The 21,167-nt window shown below is 63.5% G+C and carries 19 protein-coding genes; 13 read left to right on the plus strand and 6 right to left on the minus strand.

The genetic code is table 11. The features are described from left to right. Window positions 1-29: 29 nt before the first annotated feature. Entirely contained in the window at window positions 30-2,159 is a 2,130-nt protein-coding gene (locus tag G3N58_RS15565; protein WP_241017127.1) for a heavy metal translocating P-type ATPase, read from the minus strand. Between G3N58_RS15565 and G3N58_RS34190 the strand changes: the two genes are divergently transcribed. The 4 genes from G3N58_RS34190 (at window position 2,052) to dbpA (ending at window position 4,909) form a co-directional block, all read left to right on the plus strand. Continuing rightward, entirely contained in the window at window positions 2,052-2,618 is a 567-nt protein-coding gene (locus G3N58_RS34190) for a hypothetical protein (protein ID WP_241016287.1), read from the plus strand. The two genes, G3N58_RS15565 and G3N58_RS34190, sit on opposite strands and share 108 nt — an antisense overlap. Before the next feature lie 50 nt (window positions 2,619-2,668). Continuing rightward, window positions 2,669-3,100, plus strand: coding sequence for a Cd(II)/Pb(II)-responsive transcriptional regulator (cadR, locus tag G3N58_RS15570; protein WP_167042042.1), 432 nt, complete (start codon window positions 2,669-2,671; stop codon window positions 3,098-3,100). A 144-nt stretch (window positions 3,101-3,244) separates the two neighbouring features. After that, window positions 3,245-3,445 (plus strand): hypothetical protein, encoded by a 201-nt coding sequence (locus tag G3N58_RS15575; RefSeq protein WP_167042044.1) that lies wholly within the window; start codon window positions 3,245-3,247, stop codon window positions 3,443-3,445. A gap of 60 nt (window positions 3,446-3,505) precedes the next feature. Beyond that, complete coding sequence (gene dbpA / locus G3N58_RS15580; protein WP_167284488.1) at window positions 3,506-4,909, plus strand: ATP-dependent RNA helicase DbpA; 1,404 nt, start codon at window positions 3,506-3,508, stop codon at window positions 4,907-4,909. 64 nt (window positions 4,910-4,973) lie between these two features. On the opposite strand, the gene G3N58_RS15585 is transcribed toward dbpA, so the two are convergent. From G3N58_RS15585 to G3N58_RS15600, 4 genes are all read right to left on the minus strand, one after another. Beyond that, entirely contained in the window at window positions 4,974-5,897 is a 924-nt protein-coding gene (locus G3N58_RS15585; RefSeq protein ID WP_205999579.1) for a hypothetical protein, read from the minus strand. Between the two features lie 6 nt (window positions 5,898-5,903). Continuing rightward, window positions 5,904-6,560 (minus strand): TetR/AcrR family transcriptional regulator, encoded by a 657-nt coding sequence (locus tag G3N58_RS15590; protein ID WP_240158932.1) that lies wholly within the window; start codon window positions 6,558-6,560, stop codon window positions 5,904-5,906. After that, a complete protein-coding gene (locus G3N58_RS15595) occupies window positions 6,557-6,958 on the minus strand; it encodes a DoxX family protein (RefSeq protein WP_167042050.1) in 402 nt (133 codons plus the stop codon). Before G3N58_RS15595 ends, G3N58_RS15590 begins: the two co-directional genes overlap by 4 nt. 230 nt (window positions 6,959-7,188) lie before the next feature. Then, window positions 7,189-8,091 carry a LysR substrate-binding domain-containing protein gene (locus G3N58_RS15600; RefSeq protein ID WP_205988838.1) on the minus strand — a complete coding sequence of 301 codons (903 nt, stop codon included), beginning with the start codon at window positions 8,089-8,091 and terminating at the stop codon, window positions 7,189-7,191. A gap of 363 nt (window positions 8,092-8,454) precedes the next feature. Here G3N58_RS15600 and G3N58_RS15605 point away from each other — a divergent pair, with 363 nt between their 5' ends. The 9 genes from G3N58_RS15605 to G3N58_RS15645 all read left to right on the plus strand — a co-directional run bounded on the left by G3N58_RS15605 (window position 8,455) and on the right by G3N58_RS15645 (window position 17,945). Next, complete coding sequence (locus G3N58_RS15605; protein ID WP_167284490.1) at window positions 8,455-10,119, plus strand: NAD(P)/FAD-dependent oxidoreductase; 1,665 nt, start codon at window positions 8,455-8,457, stop codon at window positions 10,117-10,119. A gap of 1 nt (window position 10,120) precedes the next feature. After that, on the plus strand, window positions 10,121-10,645 hold the full coding sequence (locus G3N58_RS15610; protein WP_167042054.1) for a thiamine pyrophosphate-binding protein: 525 nt from the start codon (window positions 10,121-10,123) through the stop codon (window positions 10,643-10,645). Between the two features lie 4 nt (window positions 10,646-10,649). After that, window positions 10,650-11,249, plus strand: a complete 600-nt coding sequence (locus G3N58_RS15615; RefSeq protein WP_205999580.1) for a thiamine pyrophosphate-dependent enzyme — start codon at window positions 10,650-10,652, stop codon at window positions 11,247-11,249. Next, a complete protein-coding gene (locus G3N58_RS15620) occupies window positions 11,249-12,193 on the plus strand; it encodes an ABC transporter permease (protein ID WP_167042057.1) in 945 nt (314 codons plus the stop codon). Before G3N58_RS15615 ends, G3N58_RS15620 begins: the two co-directional genes overlap by 1 nt. Continuing rightward, the gene (locus G3N58_RS15625) at window positions 12,190-13,035 is read left to right on the plus strand and encodes an ABC transporter permease (RefSeq protein ID WP_167042059.1); all 846 of its coding nucleotides are present in this window, start codon (window positions 12,190-12,192) and stop codon (window positions 13,033-13,035) included. The genes G3N58_RS15620 and G3N58_RS15625 overlap by 4 nt, the downstream gene beginning before the upstream one ends. Next, a complete protein-coding gene (locus G3N58_RS15630) occupies window positions 13,032-14,681 on the plus strand; it encodes an ABC transporter ATP-binding protein (protein ID WP_205999581.1) in 1,650 nt (549 codons plus the stop codon). Before G3N58_RS15625 ends, G3N58_RS15630 begins: the two co-directional genes overlap by 4 nt. Before the next feature lie 53 nt (window positions 14,682-14,734). Continuing rightward, window positions 14,735-16,300 carry an ABC transporter substrate-binding protein gene (locus G3N58_RS15635; protein ID WP_205999582.1) on the plus strand — a complete coding sequence of 522 codons (1,566 nt, stop codon included), beginning with the start codon at window positions 14,735-14,737 and terminating at the stop codon, window positions 16,298-16,300. 79 nt (window positions 16,301-16,379) lie between these two features. Further along, a complete protein-coding gene (locus G3N58_RS15640) occupies window positions 16,380-16,688 on the plus strand; it encodes an antibiotic biosynthesis monooxygenase (protein WP_167042065.1) in 309 nt (102 codons plus the stop codon). Between the two features lie 108 nt (window positions 16,689-16,796). Beyond that, complete coding sequence (locus tag G3N58_RS15645) at window positions 16,797-17,945, plus strand: porin (RefSeq protein WP_167042067.1); 1,149 nt, start codon at window positions 16,797-16,799, stop codon at window positions 17,943-17,945. 92 nt (window positions 17,946-18,037) lie between these two features. On the opposite strand, the gene G3N58_RS15650 is transcribed toward G3N58_RS15645, so the two are convergent. Further along, window positions 18,038-21,157 (minus strand): efflux RND transporter permease subunit, encoded by a 3,120-nt coding sequence (locus G3N58_RS15650; RefSeq protein WP_205999583.1) that lies wholly within the window; start codon window positions 21,155-21,157, stop codon window positions 18,038-18,040. Window positions 21,158-21,167 lie beyond the last annotated feature (10 nt).

Here is a 21,167-nt window from a genome sequence, read left to right on the forward strand (position 1 = left end):
GCCGCTCCCAGCCAGTCCCCCGAGCGCGTTTACTTCCGCAACAACCTCAACCCATTCCCCACCACCAGCAAGCTCGCGCCGACATCGGCGAACACTGCCATCCACATCGTGCCGAGGCCCATCAGCGTCAGCACGAGAAACACGCTCTTGATGCCCAGCGCGAGCGCGATGTTCTGTACCAGCACCGCATGCGTTGCCTTCGACAGCCGGATAAACGCCGGAATCTTGCGCAGGTCGTCGTCCATCAGCGCGACGTCGGCGGTTTCGATCGCGGTGTCGGTGCCCATCGCGCCCATCGCGAAGCCGATGTCGGCGCGCGCGAGCGCGGGCGCATCGTTGATGCCGTCGCCGACCATGCCGACCGTCGCACCCGCGGCCGACCATTGCGCGACCGCGTCGAGCTTGTCTTCGGGCAACTGGTCGCCGCGCGCTTCGTCGACGCCGACCTGTTGCGCGATCGCCGCGGCCGTGTGGCGGTTGTCGCCGGTCAGCATCGCGGTGCTGACGCCGAGCCGCCGCAATTCGGCGACGGCGGCGCGGCTCGTGTCCTTCACCGTGTCCGCGACCGCGAACAGCGCGAGCACGCGTTGGGCGTCGGCGAGCATCACGACGGTTTGGCCTTGCGCTTCGAGTGCTTCGAGGCGCGCTTCGAGTGGCGGCGAGCAGCGGCCCAACGCTTCGATCAGGCGATGATTGCCGAGCCAGTACGTTGCACCATCGATCTCGCCGCGCACGCCGCGTCCGGCGAGCGCTTCGAAGGCATCGACGGGCAGGTGGGCGATGCCTTCGTCGTGCGCGGCCCTGGCAATGGCCATCGACACGGGATGATCGGAGCGGCCCGCGAGGCTGGCCGCGAGCGTGCGGTATTGAGTCGCGCGGGCATCGGCATGAGCGTCACCGGCGCCCACATCGCCAACACCCGCGCCAACACCAACTTCATCCCCCACCACCTCGAACCCGGTCAACACCGGCTTGCCATGGGTCAGCGTCCCGGTCTTGTCCAGCGCCAGCCGGCTCAGCTTGCGCCCCTGTTCGAGATACACCCCGCCCTTGATGAGAATCCCCTTGCGCGCCGCGGCCGCGAGCCCGCTGACGATCGTCACCGGCGTCGAGATCACGAGCGCGCACGGACACGCGATCACGAGCAGCACCAGCGCCTTGTAGGTCCACGCATGCCAGGCCCCGCCGAACAGCAACGGCGGCACGACCGCCACGGCGAGCGCGATCGCGAACACGATCGGCGTATAGACGCGCGCGAATTGATCGACGAAACGCTGCGTCGGCGCCTTCGTGCCCTGTGCTTCTTCGACCGCATGGATGATGCGCGCGAGCGTCGTGTTGCCGGCCGCCGCCGTCACGCGATAGTCGAACGAGCCCGCCTGGTTGATCGTGCCGGCGAATACGGCGTCGCCGGTGGTCTTGTCGACCGGCAGGCTCTCGCCGGTGATCGGCGCCTGATCGACGCTCGAGCGGCCCGCGACGATCTCGCCGTCGAGCGCGATCCGTTCGCCCGGCTTCACGCGCACCAGCGCGCCGGGCGCGATCGCGTCGACGCGCATGGGCTGCCACGCGCCGTCGGGCTGCTGCACGCTGGCTTCTTCGGGCGCGAGCCGCATGAGTCCTTCGATCGCATTGCGCGCGCGGTCGAGCGAGCGTGCCTCGATCAGCTCGGCGATCGTGAACAGCACCATCACCATCGCGGCCTCGGGCCATTGACCGAGCAGTGCCGCGCCGGTCACGGCGATGCTCATCAGCGCGTTGATGTTCAGATTGCCGTTGCGCAGCGCGAGCCAGCCCTTGCGATACGTCGTGAGCCCGCAGGAGACGATCGCGACGAGCGCGAGGCCCGCCACCATCCAGGCGGGCGCGCCGAGCCAGCCCGCAGCCTCTGAGCCGGCCGCGACGACTCCGGCGAGTGCCAGCGGCCACCAGGGCTTCGGCGTAGCGCTGCCGGGGGCCGTGGGGGTTGCGTTGGGGTTGTCGCCCGCGAGTTCGGGGGTGAAATCGAGCGAGCGCAGCGCGGCGAGGATCGGTTCGAGTGCATCCGGCGCGTGGACGACCGTCAGCACGCGCTGGATCAGGTTGAAGTCCATGCTGCGAACGGCCGGCAGACGGCCGAGTTTCTTGCGGATCAGCGCTTCCTCGGTCGGGCAGTCCATCTGCATGATGCGGATGGCGGTGCGCAGGTCGTCGCCGACAGCTTCGGAACGCGGCAGGCGCAGTGGCGTCGGCGCGAGCGCGGCGGGGGCGCAGCAGGCGCCGTCGGCGTGATCGTGGGAGTGAGCCGAGGCCTGGCCGCGCTTGCGGTCGTGCCCGTCCGCGTGATCGTGGCCATGCTCATGGCCGTCGCGATGAATGTGCCCCTCATGCCGTTCAGCGCGGTTTCCATGCGGGTGCTGGGCGTGCGCATGCGCGTGGCCATGTCCATGAGCATCATGCCCACAGCCGCCGCCCGCGCCGCTTTCGTGACCGCTTTCATGACCATGAGCGTGGCCGTACTGCTGCGTGTCCGCCTGCCCGTGGCGCCCATGCGCACAGGCCTCGTCCGTTTCAGGACGATCGGCGGCAAAACGGCTGATTTCAGGCATAGTGGCTTCCTCGTGCGATTTGTGGTCTAGTAAACACCTTGAAGCCACTACAAGGTCAAGGCCGCGTAGCAGGAGGGCCCATGAAAATCGGCGAACTGGCGAAAATCGCCCATTGCACGACGGAAACGATCCGTTTCTACGAAAAGGAGCGCCTGCTGCCCGAGGCGGAGCGCACCGAAGCCAATTACCGCAGTTACACGGCGAAGCACGTCGAGCGTCTGCGTTTCATCCGCAACTGCCGCGCGCTCGACATGACCCATGACGAAATCCGCGCCTTGCTGCGTCTGACCGACGCGCCGGCCGGCGGCTGCGGCAGCATGCATACGCTGATCGACGAGCACGTCGCGCACGTCGACACCCGTATCGAAGAGCTCCAGCAGCTGAAGGCGCAATTGGCCACGCTGCGCGAGCAGTGCCATGGCGAGCATCCGGTCGAGGACTGCGGCATCGTGCATGGCCTGACCGAAATGGACGTGAGCGTGCCGCGCACGCGGCATACGCATCTGGGCTGACGTGCTGAATCTGAACTGAAGTGCACCGGCTGGCACGTCGCGTGCCGGCGCATTGCCGTGGCAAGCAATCCCATGCAAGGCCAGGCCGTTCGCGCGGCCTGGCCGACCGATCATCGAAACATCGAATCCAGTTGGAGAATCAACGTGTTTACCTGTAGAAACCAGTCCTGCGGCGCGCAGTGGGAGCAGTCCGACGTCGTCATCAAGAACGAGGGGCAGGGGCTGCTGTTCCGCTGCCCGCTGTGCGGCGCGCGCAATTACGTCGAGCGTTTCGACGGCGACGACGGCAAAGTGCTGTATGAACAACTGCCGGGCCGTCCCGATCCGGGGCCGATGGCCGAGTAATCGCGCGTCGTTCGCCCTGTCGTTAGCGTCAGCCCCAGCTTCAGCCCAATCCAGGACCTTATGAACCGTCCCACTCCCGCCGGCGCCGCATTCAGCGAATTGCCGCTGCCGCCCGCGACGCTCGCGAACCTCACGCAACTCGGCTACGTCGAGATGACGCCGATCCAGGCCGCGAGCCTGCCGATCGCGCTCGCCGGCCACGATCTGATCGCCCAGGCCAAAACCGGCAGCGGCAAGACCGCGGCGTTTTCGCTCGCGCTGCTCGCGCGGCTCGACGCGCGCCAGTTCGACACGCAGGCGATGGTGCTCTGCCCGACCCGCGAACTTGCCGATCAGGTCACGCAGGAAATCCGCCGCCTCGCGCGCGCGGAAGAAAACATCAAGGTGCTGACCTTGTGCGGCGGCACGCCGATGCGTCCGCAGACGGCGAGCCTCGAACACGGTGCGCACATCGTGGTCGGCACGCCGGGCCGCATCATGGATCACCTCGAACGCGGCAGCCTCGCGTTGCAATCGCTCAACACGCTCGTGCTCGACGAGGCCGACCGCATGCTCGACATGGGCTTCTTCGACGACATCGCGAAGGTCGCCAGGCAATGCCCGAAAGAGCGTCAAACGCTGCTGTTTTCGGCGACGTACCCCGAGGGCATCGCGAAGCTGAGCCAGCAATTCCTGCGCAATCCGAAGGAAGTCAAGCTCGCCGAGCGGCACGACGACAGCAAGATCCGTCAGCGCTTCTATGAAGTGACCGAGGACGAGCGTCTGCACTCGGTCGGGCTGCTCCTGAACCACTATCGCCCGGTCAGCACGATCGCGTTCTGCAACACCAAGCAGCAGTGCCGCGATCTGCTCGACGTGCTGCGCGCACAGGGCTTTCATGCGCTCGCGCTGCATGGCGAGCTCGATCAGCGCGAGCGCGATCAGGTGCTGATCCAGTTCGCGAACCGTAGCTGCTCGGTGCTGGTCGCAACCGACGTCGCCGCGCGCGGGCTCGACATCGCGCAGCTCGAAGCGGTGATCAACGTCGACGTGACGCCGGACCCCGAAGTGCACACGCACCGCATCGGCCGCACGGGCCGCGCCGATCAGGACGGCTGGGCGTTGAGTCTCGCGAGCATGGACGAGATGGGGCGCGTCGGCGGTATCGAGCAGGCGCAAAAGCGCGACGTCGAATGGCACAAGCTGGCGGACCTGAAGCCGGCTGGCGACGGGCCGCTGCTGCCGCCGATGGAAACGCTGCAGATTCTCGGCGGCCGCAAGGAAAAGATTCGTCCCGGCGACGTGCTCGGCGCGCTGACCGGCGAGGCCGGTTTCGAAGGCTCGCAGATCGGCAAGATCAACGTGACCGATATGTCGACCTATGTCGCGGTGGAGCGCAGCATCGCGCGCGAGGCGGTGCGCCGGCTCAGCGCGGGCAAGCTGAAGGGGCGCAAGGTGAGGGTCCGGTTGATGGACGGCGAGTGACGGTATCGGCTCCGGGGCCGCAATCGAGCGATTCCCTTTGCGGCTCCCGCTAGCGAACCAGGAATCACGCCACCTCGTGGACGCCGAGCGAGGTAACGAGCGAAGGGTAAAAATCCGGCATCATGCTCGCGTTGAACACGTCGAATTTTGCCGCGCCGTAAAGCGTGTGGCCGGCCGGACCGACGTATTCGTCGGTGCCGTTCGACATCGCCCGTGCGCTTTGCATGAAGCTCAGGAAGCCGACGGCGTTGCCGGTGTTCTGCGTCAGGTCGATTTTTGCGCCGTTCGGGGCGTAGTAGGCGCCATCATTGAACATCCCTTTCGCGCCTGCGGTGCCGAGCTGATGGAATAGCTGCATGAAGCTCACCATGCCGTCCGCTTTTTTGCTGACGGCCTGAGATTGCGCATCGGTCAGCGGCGTGCCGTCCGCTTCCGCCCAGGCCGCGTAGCCGCCTACTGCATCGCTGTGAAAGGTGTTGACGGCCTGCACCAGCGCACTGTTGCTATTGAGCAGGTTCTGGAGCCAGCTCTTGTCGCTGTCGCTCAGGCTGTCGGACGTGACCTTGATCGAACCGTCGTCGGATTGGAAATCGAATTGGGCGTTGGCGAGATCGGGACGTTGCAGGATCAACGCCTGCATCGATGAAACGAGGGCATTGGCTACGCCCTCGGCATCTTTGCCCGTTCTGAAATTGATGCTCATGGCGTCCAGATATTTGGCGACCCGGGCGCTGGTGACCTGTGGATCGACGGCCGTTATCGAGGTCACCGCGGAAGCCGCGGCATCCGCGGTCGCGGAACGCTGGGTCAATGCCACGGAATTGAGATTCGAATCGGAAGCTTGTACGGGTACGGTTGCCGCGGTTGTCGGCGCGATAGAGAGATCCATGCTTCTGCTCCAGTAACGGATGGCAATATCCGTTGTATCGGCATGGAGTCGCGAAGCTTGAGGATTGGATGGCTTTATCGCCGGAGCGGCGTCAGCCATGTCCCGTCATTCAGGCCGCCGACGCTTATCCTCAGTCCCGTAGAACCGCATAAAGACGTCGATTCCGTGATCGACTTTTTTGCGCAGTTGAGCCTCGCTGAACGGCGTGCGGGCACCCAGTTTCACTTCAAGATTGGAGAAGCCGATCCAGAGTCCGGCGAGGTCATCGGCCGCCTGGGTCGCGTCGCAATCCCTCAACGTTCCCTTTTCTATCGCCGCCTGAATCAACGAGGCGAGAATCGCTTGCCCGCGTCCGGGGCCACTCGAGAAAAACCGCTTCGGAAGCTCCGGGCTTCTTTTTGCCGCTGTCGCGATGAGCCGATCCCATCCGGCCAACTCGCGCTCGTTGATGAACCGTGTAAAGCGAATGCCGAACTTGCGAAGCGCCGGCACGATATCCATCGCCAGGCCTTCGGCGAGCTCGGCGTCCGTCGCCGTGCGGTCGGACTCGCGGCGTATCACCGCATCGATCAATTCGTCCTTGTCGCTGAAATGCGCAAACAGGGTCGCTTTCGCCACGCCCGCGCGTGCGGCGATGGCGCTGGTCGTCACGTCCGCACCGTGCTCCAGAAGCAGGTCGCGTGCGGCATCGAGAAGCGCTTGCTGCTTCACCAGGTCCTTGGGCCGGCCACGTGGAAGTGAGGTCATGTGAAATACGATCATCTCAGGGTCAAAATCGCGGCCATCAGCATACCTCCCGCGACCGAAATATGCTCCAGCGCAATGTGAAGTTCTTCCGTTCGACGCGGTTCGGGGAAAGTCCAGAACGCGTGCCCGTAGGGAATCGTGAGTAGCGTGAACAGGCCGAGCGCGCCCGCGCCCAACCATCCCAGGCCGTTGAAATTCCCGATCAGCAGCACGGAGCCCATCAGCTGAATGGCGATGGTCGCCACCGCGAAGCCCACGGGCGCCGGCAGGTTGACCGCCTTCATCTCCGAGACGATCACGGAAAAGTTAAACAGTCCGAAGATACCCGCGCTCCAGAAGAGCGTCGTCAACAGTATCCGGCCGAACACCAGCGTAATCGGACTTTCCAGAACCAGAGCGATAAATGAGGGCATGCCGTGCCTCGGTGGTTGATTTGGGCGCAGTATATATTGAACTCGTCAGTCTGGTAAATGGATGACCACACGCTTCGTGCGGTTGCCGTGGCGCAGCGCTCATCAGGCGAAGAGGAAGGAATGCGGGAACCCGGATGGGTTCTCGCAGGGAGAGGCCGTGCACTACTCGCGGGCGTTTGCAGTGCAGTGCCGGGACGGAAGGACCGAGGCAGTGCCCCGGCTCACGCTTTTCAGGCCGAGCCGCTGCGCAGACGCCTGACCTCGGGGCATGGAGCGAGCGCCTGTACTTCTTCGACAATGCCGTTGCGCAGCGCTAGCGCGGCCGGGCTGGGCGACTTGTCCTCGGGTTCCACGATGCCGACCAGTCGCTCCACGCGTGGAGATTCGAGCGGGATGAACCTGAGCGACTCGCCGTTGTGCTGGTTCGAGAGGAAGGGCAGAACCGTGACGCCGACGCCGTTCTCCACCGCGGCAAGCAGCGTCGTGGTATTGGGGATGAACAGCGATTCCGGCTGGCCGATCGCCGCCCGGACATCGGGCGACAGCGCCTGCATGATGCCGTTGCCGATGATCCGGCTGGCGGCCAGTTGTGGCCACTTCAGCTTTTTTCTTTTGAACAGCGGGTGACCCGCCGGGACGACCGCGCAGAGTGCATCCGCGAGGAGCGGCGAAAACCTGAGGCCGGAGCTGCTGTCCGGTTCGCTCGCGATGCCGAAGTCGACCGTTCCCGATTTCACCCGCTCATGCACGTAGATCGTCGAGCCGTCTTCGACATGCAGATTGACGGTCGGATACGAGCGTACGAAGCGGCTGATGGCGCGGGGCAGGATTTCGTGCGCAATGGACGGCACGGCGGCGATCTTGACCCGCCCGAGGCGAACCTGGGCAACGTCGATCGCCGCCTGGATGGCCCGGTCGTAGTGTTCGACGAGCGATTTCGCTTCCCGATAGAACAGCGTGCCGAACGCGGTGAGCATCACCCGGTTGCCGCGTTCGAGCAGCCGGGCGCCCAAGGTGGTTTCGAGCTCGCGGATCGAAAGCGAGAGCGCCGGCTGGCTGCGAAATACCGCGGCGGCGGCGGCCTTGAATCCGCCATGCTCCACGACCGAGACGAAGTGCCGGATCTGCGTCATCTTGACATCGGGAAGTTGCTCGGCCATATAAGTAAAGTAAATCGAAAGATTAAAAAATTAAACTTTTTTTATTCTACTCCGCACCTTACGATCATCCCAATTTCTCTGTATGGGAACGCTGGGGATGGAGAGGGCCGCGTGGCCGGAGCCGGCCAGGGATATCCCTCGCACAGGAGCGTGGTGCATTGCGTGCCGCAACGGTGCCTGTAGAACACGCTGCAGCCGATGAGTCCGGTCGCGGCACCCGCAATCTCGCAGTGAGCAGTGGAAGTGTACGGAACGAGCCGACGGATGCGCGGGCTTTGTTCGTCGTAGGAATCAACAGGGAATCAACCAATCCAGGTCCTGCAATCCATGTCGATAATGTCCCCAAGATCAACCAAACATCCTACCTATGACGCCATCGTGATCGGCGGCGGCCATAACGGCCTCGTCAGTGCTTTCTATCTGGCGCGCGCGGGACGGCGCGTGCTGGTTCTGGAGCGTCGTCGCGCGCTCGGCGGCCCGTGCGGCACGGTCGAGTACTTTCCGGGGCATCGTTCTTCGATTACCAATTCGACGGGCTCGCTCGAACAGACGATTGCCGCCGACATGCAGCTGGAGCGTCATGGGCTCCGCTTCATTTCCACCGACCCCACGTTGTTCACGCGGTTCGACACGGGACGTTACTTTGTCGGCTGGCGCGATCAGAACCGCGTGCGGGAGCAGCTTGCCAGCTTTGCGAAAGGAGACGAGGAGCGCTTCTTCGGTCTGCTGGCGTACGTCGACCGGTTCGCCCAGGCACTCGGCGTCTCGCCGTTCGAGCCGCCGCCTTCGTTGCGCGACATGCTGGCAAAGATCGATTCGCCGGAACTGGAGGACGCGTTCGGCAAGTTTTTCTTCGGCAGTATCCGGGACCTCGCGGAAGAGTGGCTGCAGTCGGAAGAGGCGAGGGCACTGATCGCGATCCGCGGCTGCGTGGCCGTTCAGGCGGGGCCAAGCACGCCGGGCACCGCGGTCCCCATGCTGATCCGCCCGCTTTCGCTCGCGGCACGTAAGCCGACCTCGCCCGACGATCCACGGCTGATGCCGCTGCGGGGTTCGACCGGTTTTCCGAAGGGCGGCATGGGCGCGATCATCGCGGCGATGGCTCGCGCGGTCGTCGAGGCCGGCGGGGAGATCCGGACCGACGTCGCGGTGCGGCGGATTCTCGTCGAGAACGGCGCGGCCGTTGGCGTGGAAACGGCGAGTGGAGAGTGCTTCCGGGCTCCCGTCGTCGTCTCGAATGCCAATCCCAAGACCACGCTGCTCGATCTGCTGCCCGCCGGTGCGATTCGCGCCAACACGCTGGAGCGCGTGCGCCGGATTCCGATGAAAGGGTCCGCGTTCAAGATCGCGCTGTCGCTCGATCGACCGCCGCATGTCGCCGATGGCGCGACGGACGAGGAAACCCGCCAGATCGCCAGTTGCCAGTTCCGGATTGCGCCCAGCGTCGAATACATGGACCGCGCCTTCGACCAGGCGAAGCATGGCGTGCCGTCCGAGCGGCCGCTCATGTGGGGGCTCTGTCCGTCGATGATCGATCCCGACCTCGCGCCCCCGGGGCGCCATCTGCTCAGTATCAACGTTTGGCACGCGCCCTATGCACTGAAGGACGGCGTATGGGATGCCGCCACTCGCGACGCGTTCGGCGACCGGTGCATCAAGGTGCTCGACGAATACATGCCGGGCATCAAGGACAGCATCGTCGATCACCGCTACATGAGCCCGCTCGATCTCGAGAACGAGTACGGGCTGCTGGAAGGCAACGTGATCCAGGGCGACAACCTGGCCGGGCAGATGTTCTCGTTGCGGCCGATGGCCGGCATGTCCGATTACCGCGCGCCGGTCGACGGACTCTACTTCTGCGGCACCGGCACCTGGCCGGCCGGATTCGTCTCGGGCATTCCGGGGCACAACGCCGCGCACCAGATTCTCAGCGATACCGCGAGACGTAACGCGGACTGCGAGATGACCACCGAAAGCGAACTATCGAGGCAGGCAGGCTGACATGACAGATCAACACGAGATTCCCACACCCTTGAGCGCGGCACGGCTTGTCGAGGTTCTGCGACAGGCGCGTATTTCGCACGTGGTCATCGTACCCGACACGTATCAGGAAACCTTCATCGCGGCGATCGAAGCCGCGCCCGACCTGCAGACCGTCTATGCATGCAGCGAGGACGAAGCGATCGGCATCAATGCCGGGCTGTATGCGATGGGCCACAGGCCGCTGCTGACGATTCAGAACAACGGCTTCTATGCGTGCCTCAACACGATTCGCGGCATCTCGCTCGACGCCGGCGTGCCGACCGTCATGCTGATCGGCCAGTACGGCAACAAGGCGGCGACGCCGATGGAGCAGCACCCGCAGCGCATGGTGCGGCTGCTCGAACCGACGCTCGACATGTGGGGCGTGCCGTCGCTGCGGCTGTGGCATGACGCCGATCTCGGGAAGATTCCCGACGTGTACGAGCAGGCATTGCAGCAGCAGTCCCCCTGGGCACTCGTTGTCCCCATTCCTACCGGAGTCTGAGCATATGTTGCGAGAGGAAGTCATCCGGATTCTGGCGGACGTGTGCCGCAAGAACCAGTATCTGTCGGTTGCCACCATGCAGGCCACGCCTGTATGGCATGCGCTCGATCCCGAGGCACCGTTGCATATCGACATGCTCGGCTGCATGGGCAGCGCCTCGTCGCTGGGTCTCGGCATGGCGCTCGGTGCGCCGGACAAACGTGTCGTGACCGTCGACGGCGACGGTTGCGTGACGATGCAACTGGCCACGCTGGTGACGATCGGCGAAGCGCGTGCGCGCAATTACACGCTGATCGTGATGAACAACGGCCTTTACGAAACGTCCGGCAACCAGCCGATTCCCGGTGCCGCCACGGCCGATTTCGTTGCGCTCGCGCAGGCCTCGGGCTTCAGGAACAGCACGCGCATCGACGACGTCGACGATCTGCGCGCGCGCATCGCCACGCTGATCGAGGCCGAAGGACCGAATTTCATCGCACTTAACATAGACAGGGCAAGCGCATGCAAAAGTTGGCCGACATTGTCGATGCGAGACCAGATCCAGGTCATGCGCCGGACGTTCGGCGGCGCTCATGGCGGTTCGGAGCAGTCGGCTGGCGCGTAATGCGTGTCCTGCTGCGGCGGGTCGCGTTCGGGATCGGCACGCTCGTGTTCGTCTCGCTGCTCATCTTCGCGGGTACGCATCTGTTGCCGGGAGACGTGGCGGAGGTGGTGCTCGGGCAGGACGCCACGCCGCAGACGCTCACGGCGTTTCGCCATGACGCGGGCCTCGACAGGCCGCTCTACACGCAATATCTGACGTGGGTGTCGGGCGCGCTGCACGGCAATCTCGGCAAGTCCTATGCAAGCGGCCGCAGCGTGTCGGCGCTCATTGCGTCGCGCTTGCCGGCCACGCTGCTGCTCGGTGGCCTGACGGCTCTCGTGGCCCTGCCTTTGGCGGTGGCGCTGGGTCTTTACGCAGCGGCGCGAGCCGGAACCTGGCCCGACCGGCTGATTACGAACACCAGCCTGATTACCGCGTCGGGACCGGAGTTCATGTTCGCCGCGTTTCTGATTCTCGTGTTCTCGGTGCAGTTGGGCTGGTTGCCCGCGACCTCCTACATGTTCGGCGAGGTGACGCTCGGTTCGCATCTGCGGCGCCTCGCGCTGCCGGTGATGACGCTGGTCATTTCGGTCTTTGCGCCGACGACGCGCATGACGCGCAGCTCCATCCTCAACGTGCTCGGCTCGCCGTATGTGGAGATGGCGCTGCTCAAGGGCGTTCCCCGTTCGAGGATTCTCGTGCGCCACGCGTTGCCGAACGCGATCGGGCCGATCGCCAACGTGATTGGCATCAGTCTCGGCTACCTCGTCAGCGGGGTCGTGGTGGTGGAGGTGATCTTCTCCTATGCGGGCATGGGCAAGCTGATGATCGACAGCGTGGCGGTGCGGGATCTTCCTTTGGTACAGGGCTGTGCGATGGTGTTCGGGACGATCTACGTCGGCCTGAACATGGCGACGGATCTGCTGGCACTGGCGGGCAGTCCGAGACTGCGGAGCAGGACATGAATATCGCGCGCATTTTCCATGGCGGACGGACGGGGAGCGTGCCGAAACTGCCGCTGATCGTGATCGTGCTCTGGATACTGGTTGCCCTCGCCGCGCCATGGATCGCACCGTGGTCGCAGCGCGAGATCATCGGGGATCCTTACGGTGTGCCGCAGCATGGGGCGATCCTCGGGATGGACTATTTCGGCCGCGACATGCTTTCGCGGATCATCTTCGGTTCGCGCACGACCATCGTGCTCGCGGTTGCCGCGAACCTGATCGCTTCCGGCGTCGGTATCACGATCGGCTTTTTTTCGGCCTATGCGAAGGGCTGGATCGACGAGGCCATCGGGCGTGTGATGGACGGGCTGATGGCACTGCCGACGATCATGTTTGCGCTGGTTTGCGTCTCCGCGCTCGGGTCGTCTGAAATGGTGCTGGTCTGCACCGTCGGCCTGATCGAATCCGTGCGCGTGTATCGCGTGGCCCGGGCCGTGGGGTTGGACAACCTGGCACGCGACTACGTCGATCTCGCGCATTTGCGCGGAGAAAGCGTCTTCTGGATTCTGTTCCGCGAGGCACTCCCGAATGCCTACCCGCCGCTGCTGACCGACTTCGGCGTGCGCTTCGCCGCGACGGTCATGTTGTTGAGTGCCGTCAGCTTCCTGGGATTGGGGGTCCAGCCGCCAGCCGCGGACTGGGGAATGATGGTGCGCGAGAACCTGGCCGGATTGCGCCTGGGGTCGATTGCGGCGGTGTTTCCCGCACTCGCGATTTTCTCGGTCACGTTTTCGGCCAACAAACTGGTGGACTGGTTTCTGCGGCGCTCGCAGCGCGATATTTCCACGGAGTTCCTGGCATGAGCGAATTGATGCGTTTCGAAAACCTGAACGTATCGGTGTCGTCGGGTACGCTCGTGAATGACTTCAGCCTGTCGGTACAACAGGGCGAGGTGGTGGCGCTGATCGGCGAATCGGGCGCCGGGAAGTCGACTATTGGTCTCGCGGCGCTAGGCTATGCCCGCGCGGGATGCCGTCTTGCCGGCGGACGGATCATGTTCCGCGGCAGCGATCTTGCGCGGATAGGACAACGCGGGGCACGTCTCGTGCGCGGCGCCAAGGTGGCGTATATCGCGCAGAGCGCGGCCACCGCCTTCAATCCGGCTATCCGGATCGTCGACCAGATCATGGAGGCCACCGCCGTTCACGGCAAGGGCAATCGCAGGGTCGCATACGGGCGTGCGTTGGAACTCGCGAGAAGCATGGGGCTCGGCGCGGCGGACGAGATGATGCGCCGGTTTCCCCATGAACTGAGCGGAGGTCAGTTGCAGCGCCTGATGACCGTCATGGCGCTGATGTGCCGGCCGGAGTTGCTGGTTCTGGACGAGCCGACGACGGCGATCGACGTGACCACGCAGTTGGGCGTGCTCGCTTCGCTCAAGCGCATCATCCGGCAGGAAAAGGTGGCGTGCCTGTATATCAGCCACGATCTGGCGGTCGTTGCCCAGATGGCAGACCGGATCGTCGTGTTGCGTCATGGCGGGAAGGTCGAGGAAGGCGAGGCGCGGCAACTGCTGACGTCACCGCAGTGCGACTATACGCGCGAGCTGATTGCGGCGGCGAGTGCGGGGCTGTCGAACAGGACAGCCGAGGCGCCGGTGGCTTCCAGTGAGCCCGATGCGCCCGGTGTGCCCGGTGTGCCCGGCGCGCCCGGCGCGCCCGTACTCGAAATCCGCCACGCAGTCGCGAGGTATGGCCGCGGCAAGCCGACGCTGAACGATGTGTCGCTGACCGTTCGCCGGGGTGAATTCGTTGCGATCGTCGGTGAATCGGGGTCCGGCAAAAGTACGCTCGCGAGAGTGGCGACCGGGTTGCTGCCTATCGCGAGCGGCGAGTTGCTGCTGAATGGCAAGCCGCTTGCCCCGTCGCTTCGGCGGCGCGGCATGGAGGAACTGCGAGGCGTGCAACTGGTGCTGCAGCATCCGGACCTTGCATTGAATCCGCGCATTACCGTTGGGGCTGCAATCGGGCGGCCGCTGGAACGGTATTTCGGGTTGAAGGGCGCGGCTCGCGAGAAGCGGGTTGCCGAATTGCTGCGGCTCGTCGAACTGCCCGAGGAGGTGGCGCAGCGCTTGCCTTCGCAATTGTCCGGCGGGCAGAAACAGCGCGCCAACCTGGCGCGCGCGCTGGCGGCCGAGCCTGATCTGCTGGTTTGTGACGAGGTGACGGCTGCGCTCGATTCGATCGTCAGTTCGCGCATCCTGGCGTTGTTGTCGACTCTGCGGAGGCAACTCGGCACGGCCTGCATTTTCATTACTCACGATGTTTCGAAAGCCTCGAAACTCGCCGACCAGATCTACGTGATGCATCAGGGACAGGTGGTGGAGTCCGGTCAGTCGCCGGAGGTGGTTGCGCATCCGCGGCATCCGTACACGCAGGCGCTATTTAACGCGATACCGGAACTCAGGACCGACTGGCTGAAAGAGCGCATGCCGGGTCTGGCGGCATGACGGACGAACGCGAGCCGTCCCGGCCACTATCTCGAACGGAGAACAGAAGACGCATGAACGGCGAATGGGCTCACGATGGAAAAATGTCGCGGCGCGGTTTCCTGGGGGCGGCGGCCGGTGTTGCCGTGGCGCTCGGCGGTGGGCTGACCTATGCCGATGCGGCAGCGGCTTCCGTGCCGCGGCGTGGCGGCCGTCTGCGCATCGCGTGGTCGCAGCAGAGCATCAACGACACCCTCAATCCCTTGAGGATGAACCAGAACCTCGACTTTCTGCGCGTCTATTCGCTGATGAGTCCGCTCGTGAAGTGGGACAGGCAGTTCCAGGCATCGCCCGATCTTGCCGTCGAGTGGAACCCGAATGCCGACATGTCGGTCTGGTCGTTCCGGTTGAGACAAGGCGTGGTGTTCCAGAACGGCAAGCCGCTGGTTCCGGAGGACGTGGTCTATTCGCTCAATCTTCATCGGCAGCCGGGTTCCGTGTCGATGGTGCGCTCGTATTTCTCGGACGTCACCGATATCCGCAAGGACGGAGTGGATCGGGTCGTCGTGACGCTGAAGGCGCCTAACGCCGACTTTCCCGTGCTGCTCGGTGATCCGCATACGGTCATCGTTCCCGAGGGATTTGCCAACTGGGATCGTCCGGTCGGCACCGGCCCGTTCGAACTCGTCGAGTTCAGACCCGGTATCGGCATGGTGGCGCGCCGGTTTGCCAATCACTACAAGGCCGATACCGTCTATGTGGACGAGGTCGAAACGTTCGGCATTTCGGATACCGGCGCCCGCATGGACGCGCTGATTTCGGGGGACGCGCATTACATCAACCGGGTTGACGCACGTACCGCCACGTTGCTCGACCGGAACCCTCGCGCAAAGCTGGTCGATTCCAAGGCATCGCGAAAGCTCTGCATCAACACGATGGCCAATGGCGCGCCGTTCGACGATATCAATCTGCGCACCGCGATCAAGTATGCGGTCGATCGCGCGGAGATGGTCAAGCGCGTACTGAACGGATACGGGCAGGTTGCCAATGATCTTCCGATCGGACCCAGGGACCGATATTACGACCATGATCTGCCGCAACGCGAGTTCGATCTGGACAAGGCCCGGTTCTACTACAAAAAGTCGGGATTTAGCGGGCAACTCAACCTGTTCACGTCGGACGTCAATTACGGCGCGCCCGCGACGGATTTTGCGCTGGAACTGCAGGAAACCGCGGGCCGGGTCGGGATACCGATCAACCTCACGCGCTTGCCGGCGGAAGGCTATTACGCACAGGTCAGCGGAAAGAAGGCGTTTAACGTGACCAACTGGTTTCCGCGCGCGACGCTGGATCTGGAACTACGCAGTGTCAGCCTGTCGAATTCGCCGCAGCCGGAGACCGGCTACCGGAATCCGAAACTGGATGCCCTGGCGCTGGAGGCACGGCGCACGCCGGATGGACCCAAACGGGCCGAACTGTATGCGCAGGTGCAGAAGATTCTGTGGGACGCGGACGGCAGAACCATTCCGGTATTCGTGGATTTTCTCGACGGACGCGCCGCGAACGTGCAAGGCGTCGTTCCCCATCCTTTTTCGGAAGCCGCCGGGTTGCGACTGTGCGAAGAAGTATGGCTTGCCTAGGAGACCGATGGATTTCCGCCTTTTCCGCATCGCTCTGTAAAGGGCGATGGCCGTACGCACATGAACCTTGGGGATGAGCATGGCCTTTCTTGTCATTGTCGATCATTTCTGTCATCCGGGCCGCGAGGCCGATGCCGTCGAGCGCATCGAGCGCAACGGCAAGTTGATGGCGCAGGTCGATGGATTCCTGTTCCGCTACCGGACATCGGACCCGAAAGATGCGTCGGCGATCACGACGGTGACGGGCTGGGAAACGGAGTCGGCCTATCGGGCCTGGCTTGAGTTGAAGCCCGGCGATGCCGCCACGCCGTCGCCTTACCGGCACTTCGTCAGCCGCGGGCTTTTCGTGGAATCGGCCTGCATCGCCGGGAACGGTCGCAGTACCTGATTCGGCTCGGCATTGCATTCATGCATCTATTTATTTGCGCTCATTAAATCGTATTACTAAATGATTTGGCTGGATGAAATCCGGTCGAACTACAACGATGAGGGGAAGATGAAGAAAATCATGTTCGGAACCGCGCTCGCATGCCTGCTCTCGCAGCATGCTTACGCACAAAGTACCGTCACGCTGTATGGCCTTATCGAAACCGGCATCGATTATGTGAACAACAGTGGTGGCAAATCTCTCGTCGCCATGCGCGACGGCGTGTCGACGGGGATTTCCGGAAGCCGGTGGGGGCTGATCGGCAGCGAGGATCTGGGCGGTGGCCTGAAGACGATCTTCAAGCTGGAAAGCGGATTCAACGTTACCAACGGAACCTTGGGGCAGGGCGGCCTTGCTTTTGGCCGAACCGCCTATGTCGGGATCACCAGCAATCGCTTTGGCACCGTCACGCTCGGGCGACAGTATGATTCGATCGTCGATTACCTGCAGTTCGCCGGCGACGGAAACCAGTGGGGCGGAATGGCGACGCACGGTAGCGGCGACATGGACAATATCGGCAACACGGTACGAACGAATAACAGCATCAAATACGCGAGCGGTGACGTTTATGGATTCAGGTTCGGCGGCGTGTACGGATTCAGTTCGCCCACCGCATATGACCAGGTCGGCACGACAGGCGTTTTGAGCGCGGGCGTGAACTACATTTATGGTCCGCTCAAACTCGGCGTGGCCTACTTCCATGCAAAAGATCCGGCGGACCAGTTCGCCGATGGGCATTACGTTGCCAACACGACGGGTTCGGCCATCGGTGCTACCGGCCCATGGAGCTACGTGGGACATCCGAAAGACGTGCAAACGTATGGGGCCGGTGCGACCTACCAGGTGGGTAATGGTGTCATCGGGGCGCTCTATACGCGCATCCTGTTTAGCCAGGCAAACGGCACCAAAAGCGATGTGAGCTTCGAGTTTTACAACGTGTCGTATACGTACTTCGTCAGGCCCGCGTTGAAGCTGGGCGCGGGGTATCTCTACACGATCGGGCACGTGGATTATTCGGGCGCAGTACCGAAGTACCATCGCGTCATTGTCGGTGCGGACTACAGTTTGTCGAAGCGCACGGAAGTGTACGGGGTCGTCGCATTGCAGCTGGCGAGCGGCGATGCGAAGGGCGCGGACCTTTATCAGGGCGTGGTCGGCAATATGTCGACTACGAACCGGCAATTAGCTGCGCGTGTGGCGATTATTCATCGATTCTAGGTGGAGGGCGCGTTCGGCTCTACGATATGGCAGGCCGGAGATGGCGGTCAAGGGTGCGAACCGCCGTCGTTTTCCGCACCCGACCGATCCGCCTACCCAACCGTCTGATTTTCCGCAACCACCTTTGATTTCGCGCCCCCCGGTTTCCTGTCGATCCAGTTTGCCAGCCTGTCGAACCAGAGGTGGACGACCGGCGTGGTGAAGAGCGTCAGCATTTGCGAGAATACCAGGCCGCCGACGATCGCAATCCCCAGGGGGACGCGCAATTCGGCACCCGCACCCTGTCCCAGCGCCAGCGGCAAGGCGCCGAACAGGGCCGCCAGCGTCGTCATCATGATGGGGCGAAAGCGCTGCACGCAGGCCTGGCGGATCGCGGCCGTGGGCGGCAGGCCTTGTTCCCGCTCGGCCACCAGTGCAAAGTCGATCATCATGATCGCGTTCTTCTTGACGATGCCGATCAGCAAAACGATGCCCACCATCGCCATGATCGAGAGATCCTGGCCGCACAACATCAGCGTACACAGCGCCCCCACGCCGGCGGACGGTAGCGTCGAGATGATGGTCAAGGGGTGGATCGCGCTTTCGTAAAGTATGCCCAGCACCAGATAGACGACAACCAGCGCCCCCAGGATCAGATACGGCTCGCTATGCAGCGATGCCTGGAAAGCCTGGGCCGTCCCCTGGAAGGTTCCGATAACGGCATCGGGCTTGTGCACGGCAACCTCGGCGCGGCGGATGGCCGTGATGGCGGCACCCAGAGCCTGCCCGGGCGCCAGATTGAACGAAATGGTCACTGCCGGGGACAAGCCTTGATGGTTTACGGAAACAGGCGATACGCCGTTGGCGAGCGTCACCAGTGTGTTCAACGGCACCAGTTGGCTGGTCAGGGGCGAGCGCACGTAAAGGTGGGCCAGCGCTTCCGTCGTCAACTGGAATTTCGGGTCGACTTCCTCGATGACGTGATACTGGTCCGATTGCATATAGAGCGTCGCAATCTGGCGCTGGCCAAACGCGTCGTACAGCGTATCGTCGATGGCCTGCGCGGTAATGCCGAAGCGCGAGGCCGTGTCACGATCGATGACCAGCGTGGCACTGGTGGCCGAAGCCTGTTGATCGGACGTGACGTCGGCCAGTTCCGGCAGGGTGGAGAGGCGCTGGGTCAGCACCTGCGACCAGTGGTTCAATTCATTGACGTCGGGACATTGCAAGGTGTACTGATATTGTGCCGCGCTTGCGCGGGCGCCAACCTGAATGTCTTGCCGAACCCGCATCGTGACCGAAACACCGATTACCGTCGCGAGTTTGGGCTTGAGCCGGCGTAGCACCTGAGCGGCGGTGACCGTGCGCTGATTGACGGGTTTCAGGTTGATCATCATGTGGCCTTCGCTCACCGTAGGATCCGCCGAGATCCAGTAGTAGACGTTATCGACCGCCGGGTCGGCTTCGATGATATGGCCGAGTTGCTGGATCTTGACGGCCATCGCCTGCGGCGAGATGTCCGTCGCGGCTTCCGGTGTCGCCTGGATCAGGCCCGAATCTTCCTCGGGAAAGAACCCCTTCGGGATCAGCACGAACAACGCCCCGGTCGCGATCACGGTCGCAATCGTCACGCCGAGCATCGTTTTCTGGTGCCGCAAGACCCAGTCGAGTCCGCGCTCATAGCGCCGCTCCATCGCGACGAAGGCGATTTCCAGCCCCCGCACGAGCCGGCTCTCGCGAAGCCGATCGCCGTTGGGCTTGCGAATCAGCCAGCCGCACAACATGGGGGTGACGGTGAGCGATACGAAGCACGACATGACGACCGCGGCACTGACCGTAATCGCGAATTCGCGGAACAGACGCCCGACGATGCCGCCCATCAGCAGAATCGGGATGAATACCGCAATCAGCGAAATGGTCATCGAGATGACGGTAAAGCGCACCTCGCGCACCCCGAGCAGCGCGGCACGCATGCGCGGCACGCCGGCTTCGATATGCCGCATTACGTTCTCGATCACCACGATCGCATCGTCGACCACAAAGCCCACGGCAATCGTGAGCCCCATCAGCGACAGGTTGTTCAGGCTAAAGCCCAGCAGATACATCAAGGCAAAGGTGGCAACCAGCGACAGCGGAATCGTCAGGCTCGGAATCACGGTCGCCCACAGATTGCGCACGAACGCGAAAATCACCATGACGACCAGGGCGACCGTCAACATCAGCGTGAATTGCACGTCGTGCAGCGAGGTCGTGATCGTCTGCGTGCGGTCCCCGACGACATGGACATGGGCCGCCGTGGGGAGCGAGGCTTCCAGCGCCGGCAAATGAGACTCGATGTTGCGGATGGTGTCGACGACGTTGTAGCCGGGCTGCTTATGGATATCGATGATGATGGCGCGCTCGTGCTGCAACCACGCGGCCTGGTGCGTGTCCTCGGAGGCGTCGATCACGGTGCCGAGGTCCTCGAGGCGCACGGGCGCGCCGTTCTTGTAGGCGACGACGAGGCCGCGATACTCGGCCGCCGTCGTGAGCTGATCGGTGGCGTTGAACACGACCGAGCGGTCCGGGCCGTTCAGGCTGCCTTTGGGCGCGTTGACGGTTTGCACGCCGACAATCGAGCGCACGTCCTCGAGCGTCAGGCCGCGTGCGGCGAGCTTGTCGGGATCGACACGGATGCGCACCGCGGGGCGTTGTTGTCCGTTGAAATCGACGAGACCGACACCCGGCATCTGCGAGATTTGCTGGGCAAGAAAGTCTTCCGCGTAGCGGTCGAGTTCGGTGAGCGGGAGCGACGGCGAGGTCACCGCCAGCGAGAGCAGCGTGAAATTGGCGGGATTGACCTTCTCGTAAGTCGGCGGGTTGGGCAGGTTCTTGGGCAGTACGCCGCCCGCTGCATTGATGGCGGTTTGCACGTCCTGCGCGGCACCGTCGATATTGCGCGACAGGTCGAACTGGACCGTGATCGACGTCGTCCCGAGCGAACTGGACGAGGTCATTTCGGTGATGCCCGCAATATTCGACAATTGCCATTCGAGCGGCGAGGCGACCGAACTCGCCATGGTCTCCGCGCTCGCGCCGGGCAGTTGGGCGGAAATCTGGATCGTCGGAAAATCGATCTGGGGCAGTGACGCGACAGGCAGCAGCCAATAGGCGACGACGCCCGCCAGCAGCACGCCGAGCGCCAGGAAGCCGGTGGCGATGCGCCGTTGGATGAAAAATTCGAGCAGGCTCATGAGGCGCTGT

The organism is Paraburkholderia sp. Ac-20342 (assembly GCF_017104985.1).
Taxonomy (GTDB): Bacteria; Pseudomonadota; Gammaproteobacteria; order Burkholderiales; family Burkholderiaceae; genus Paraburkholderia.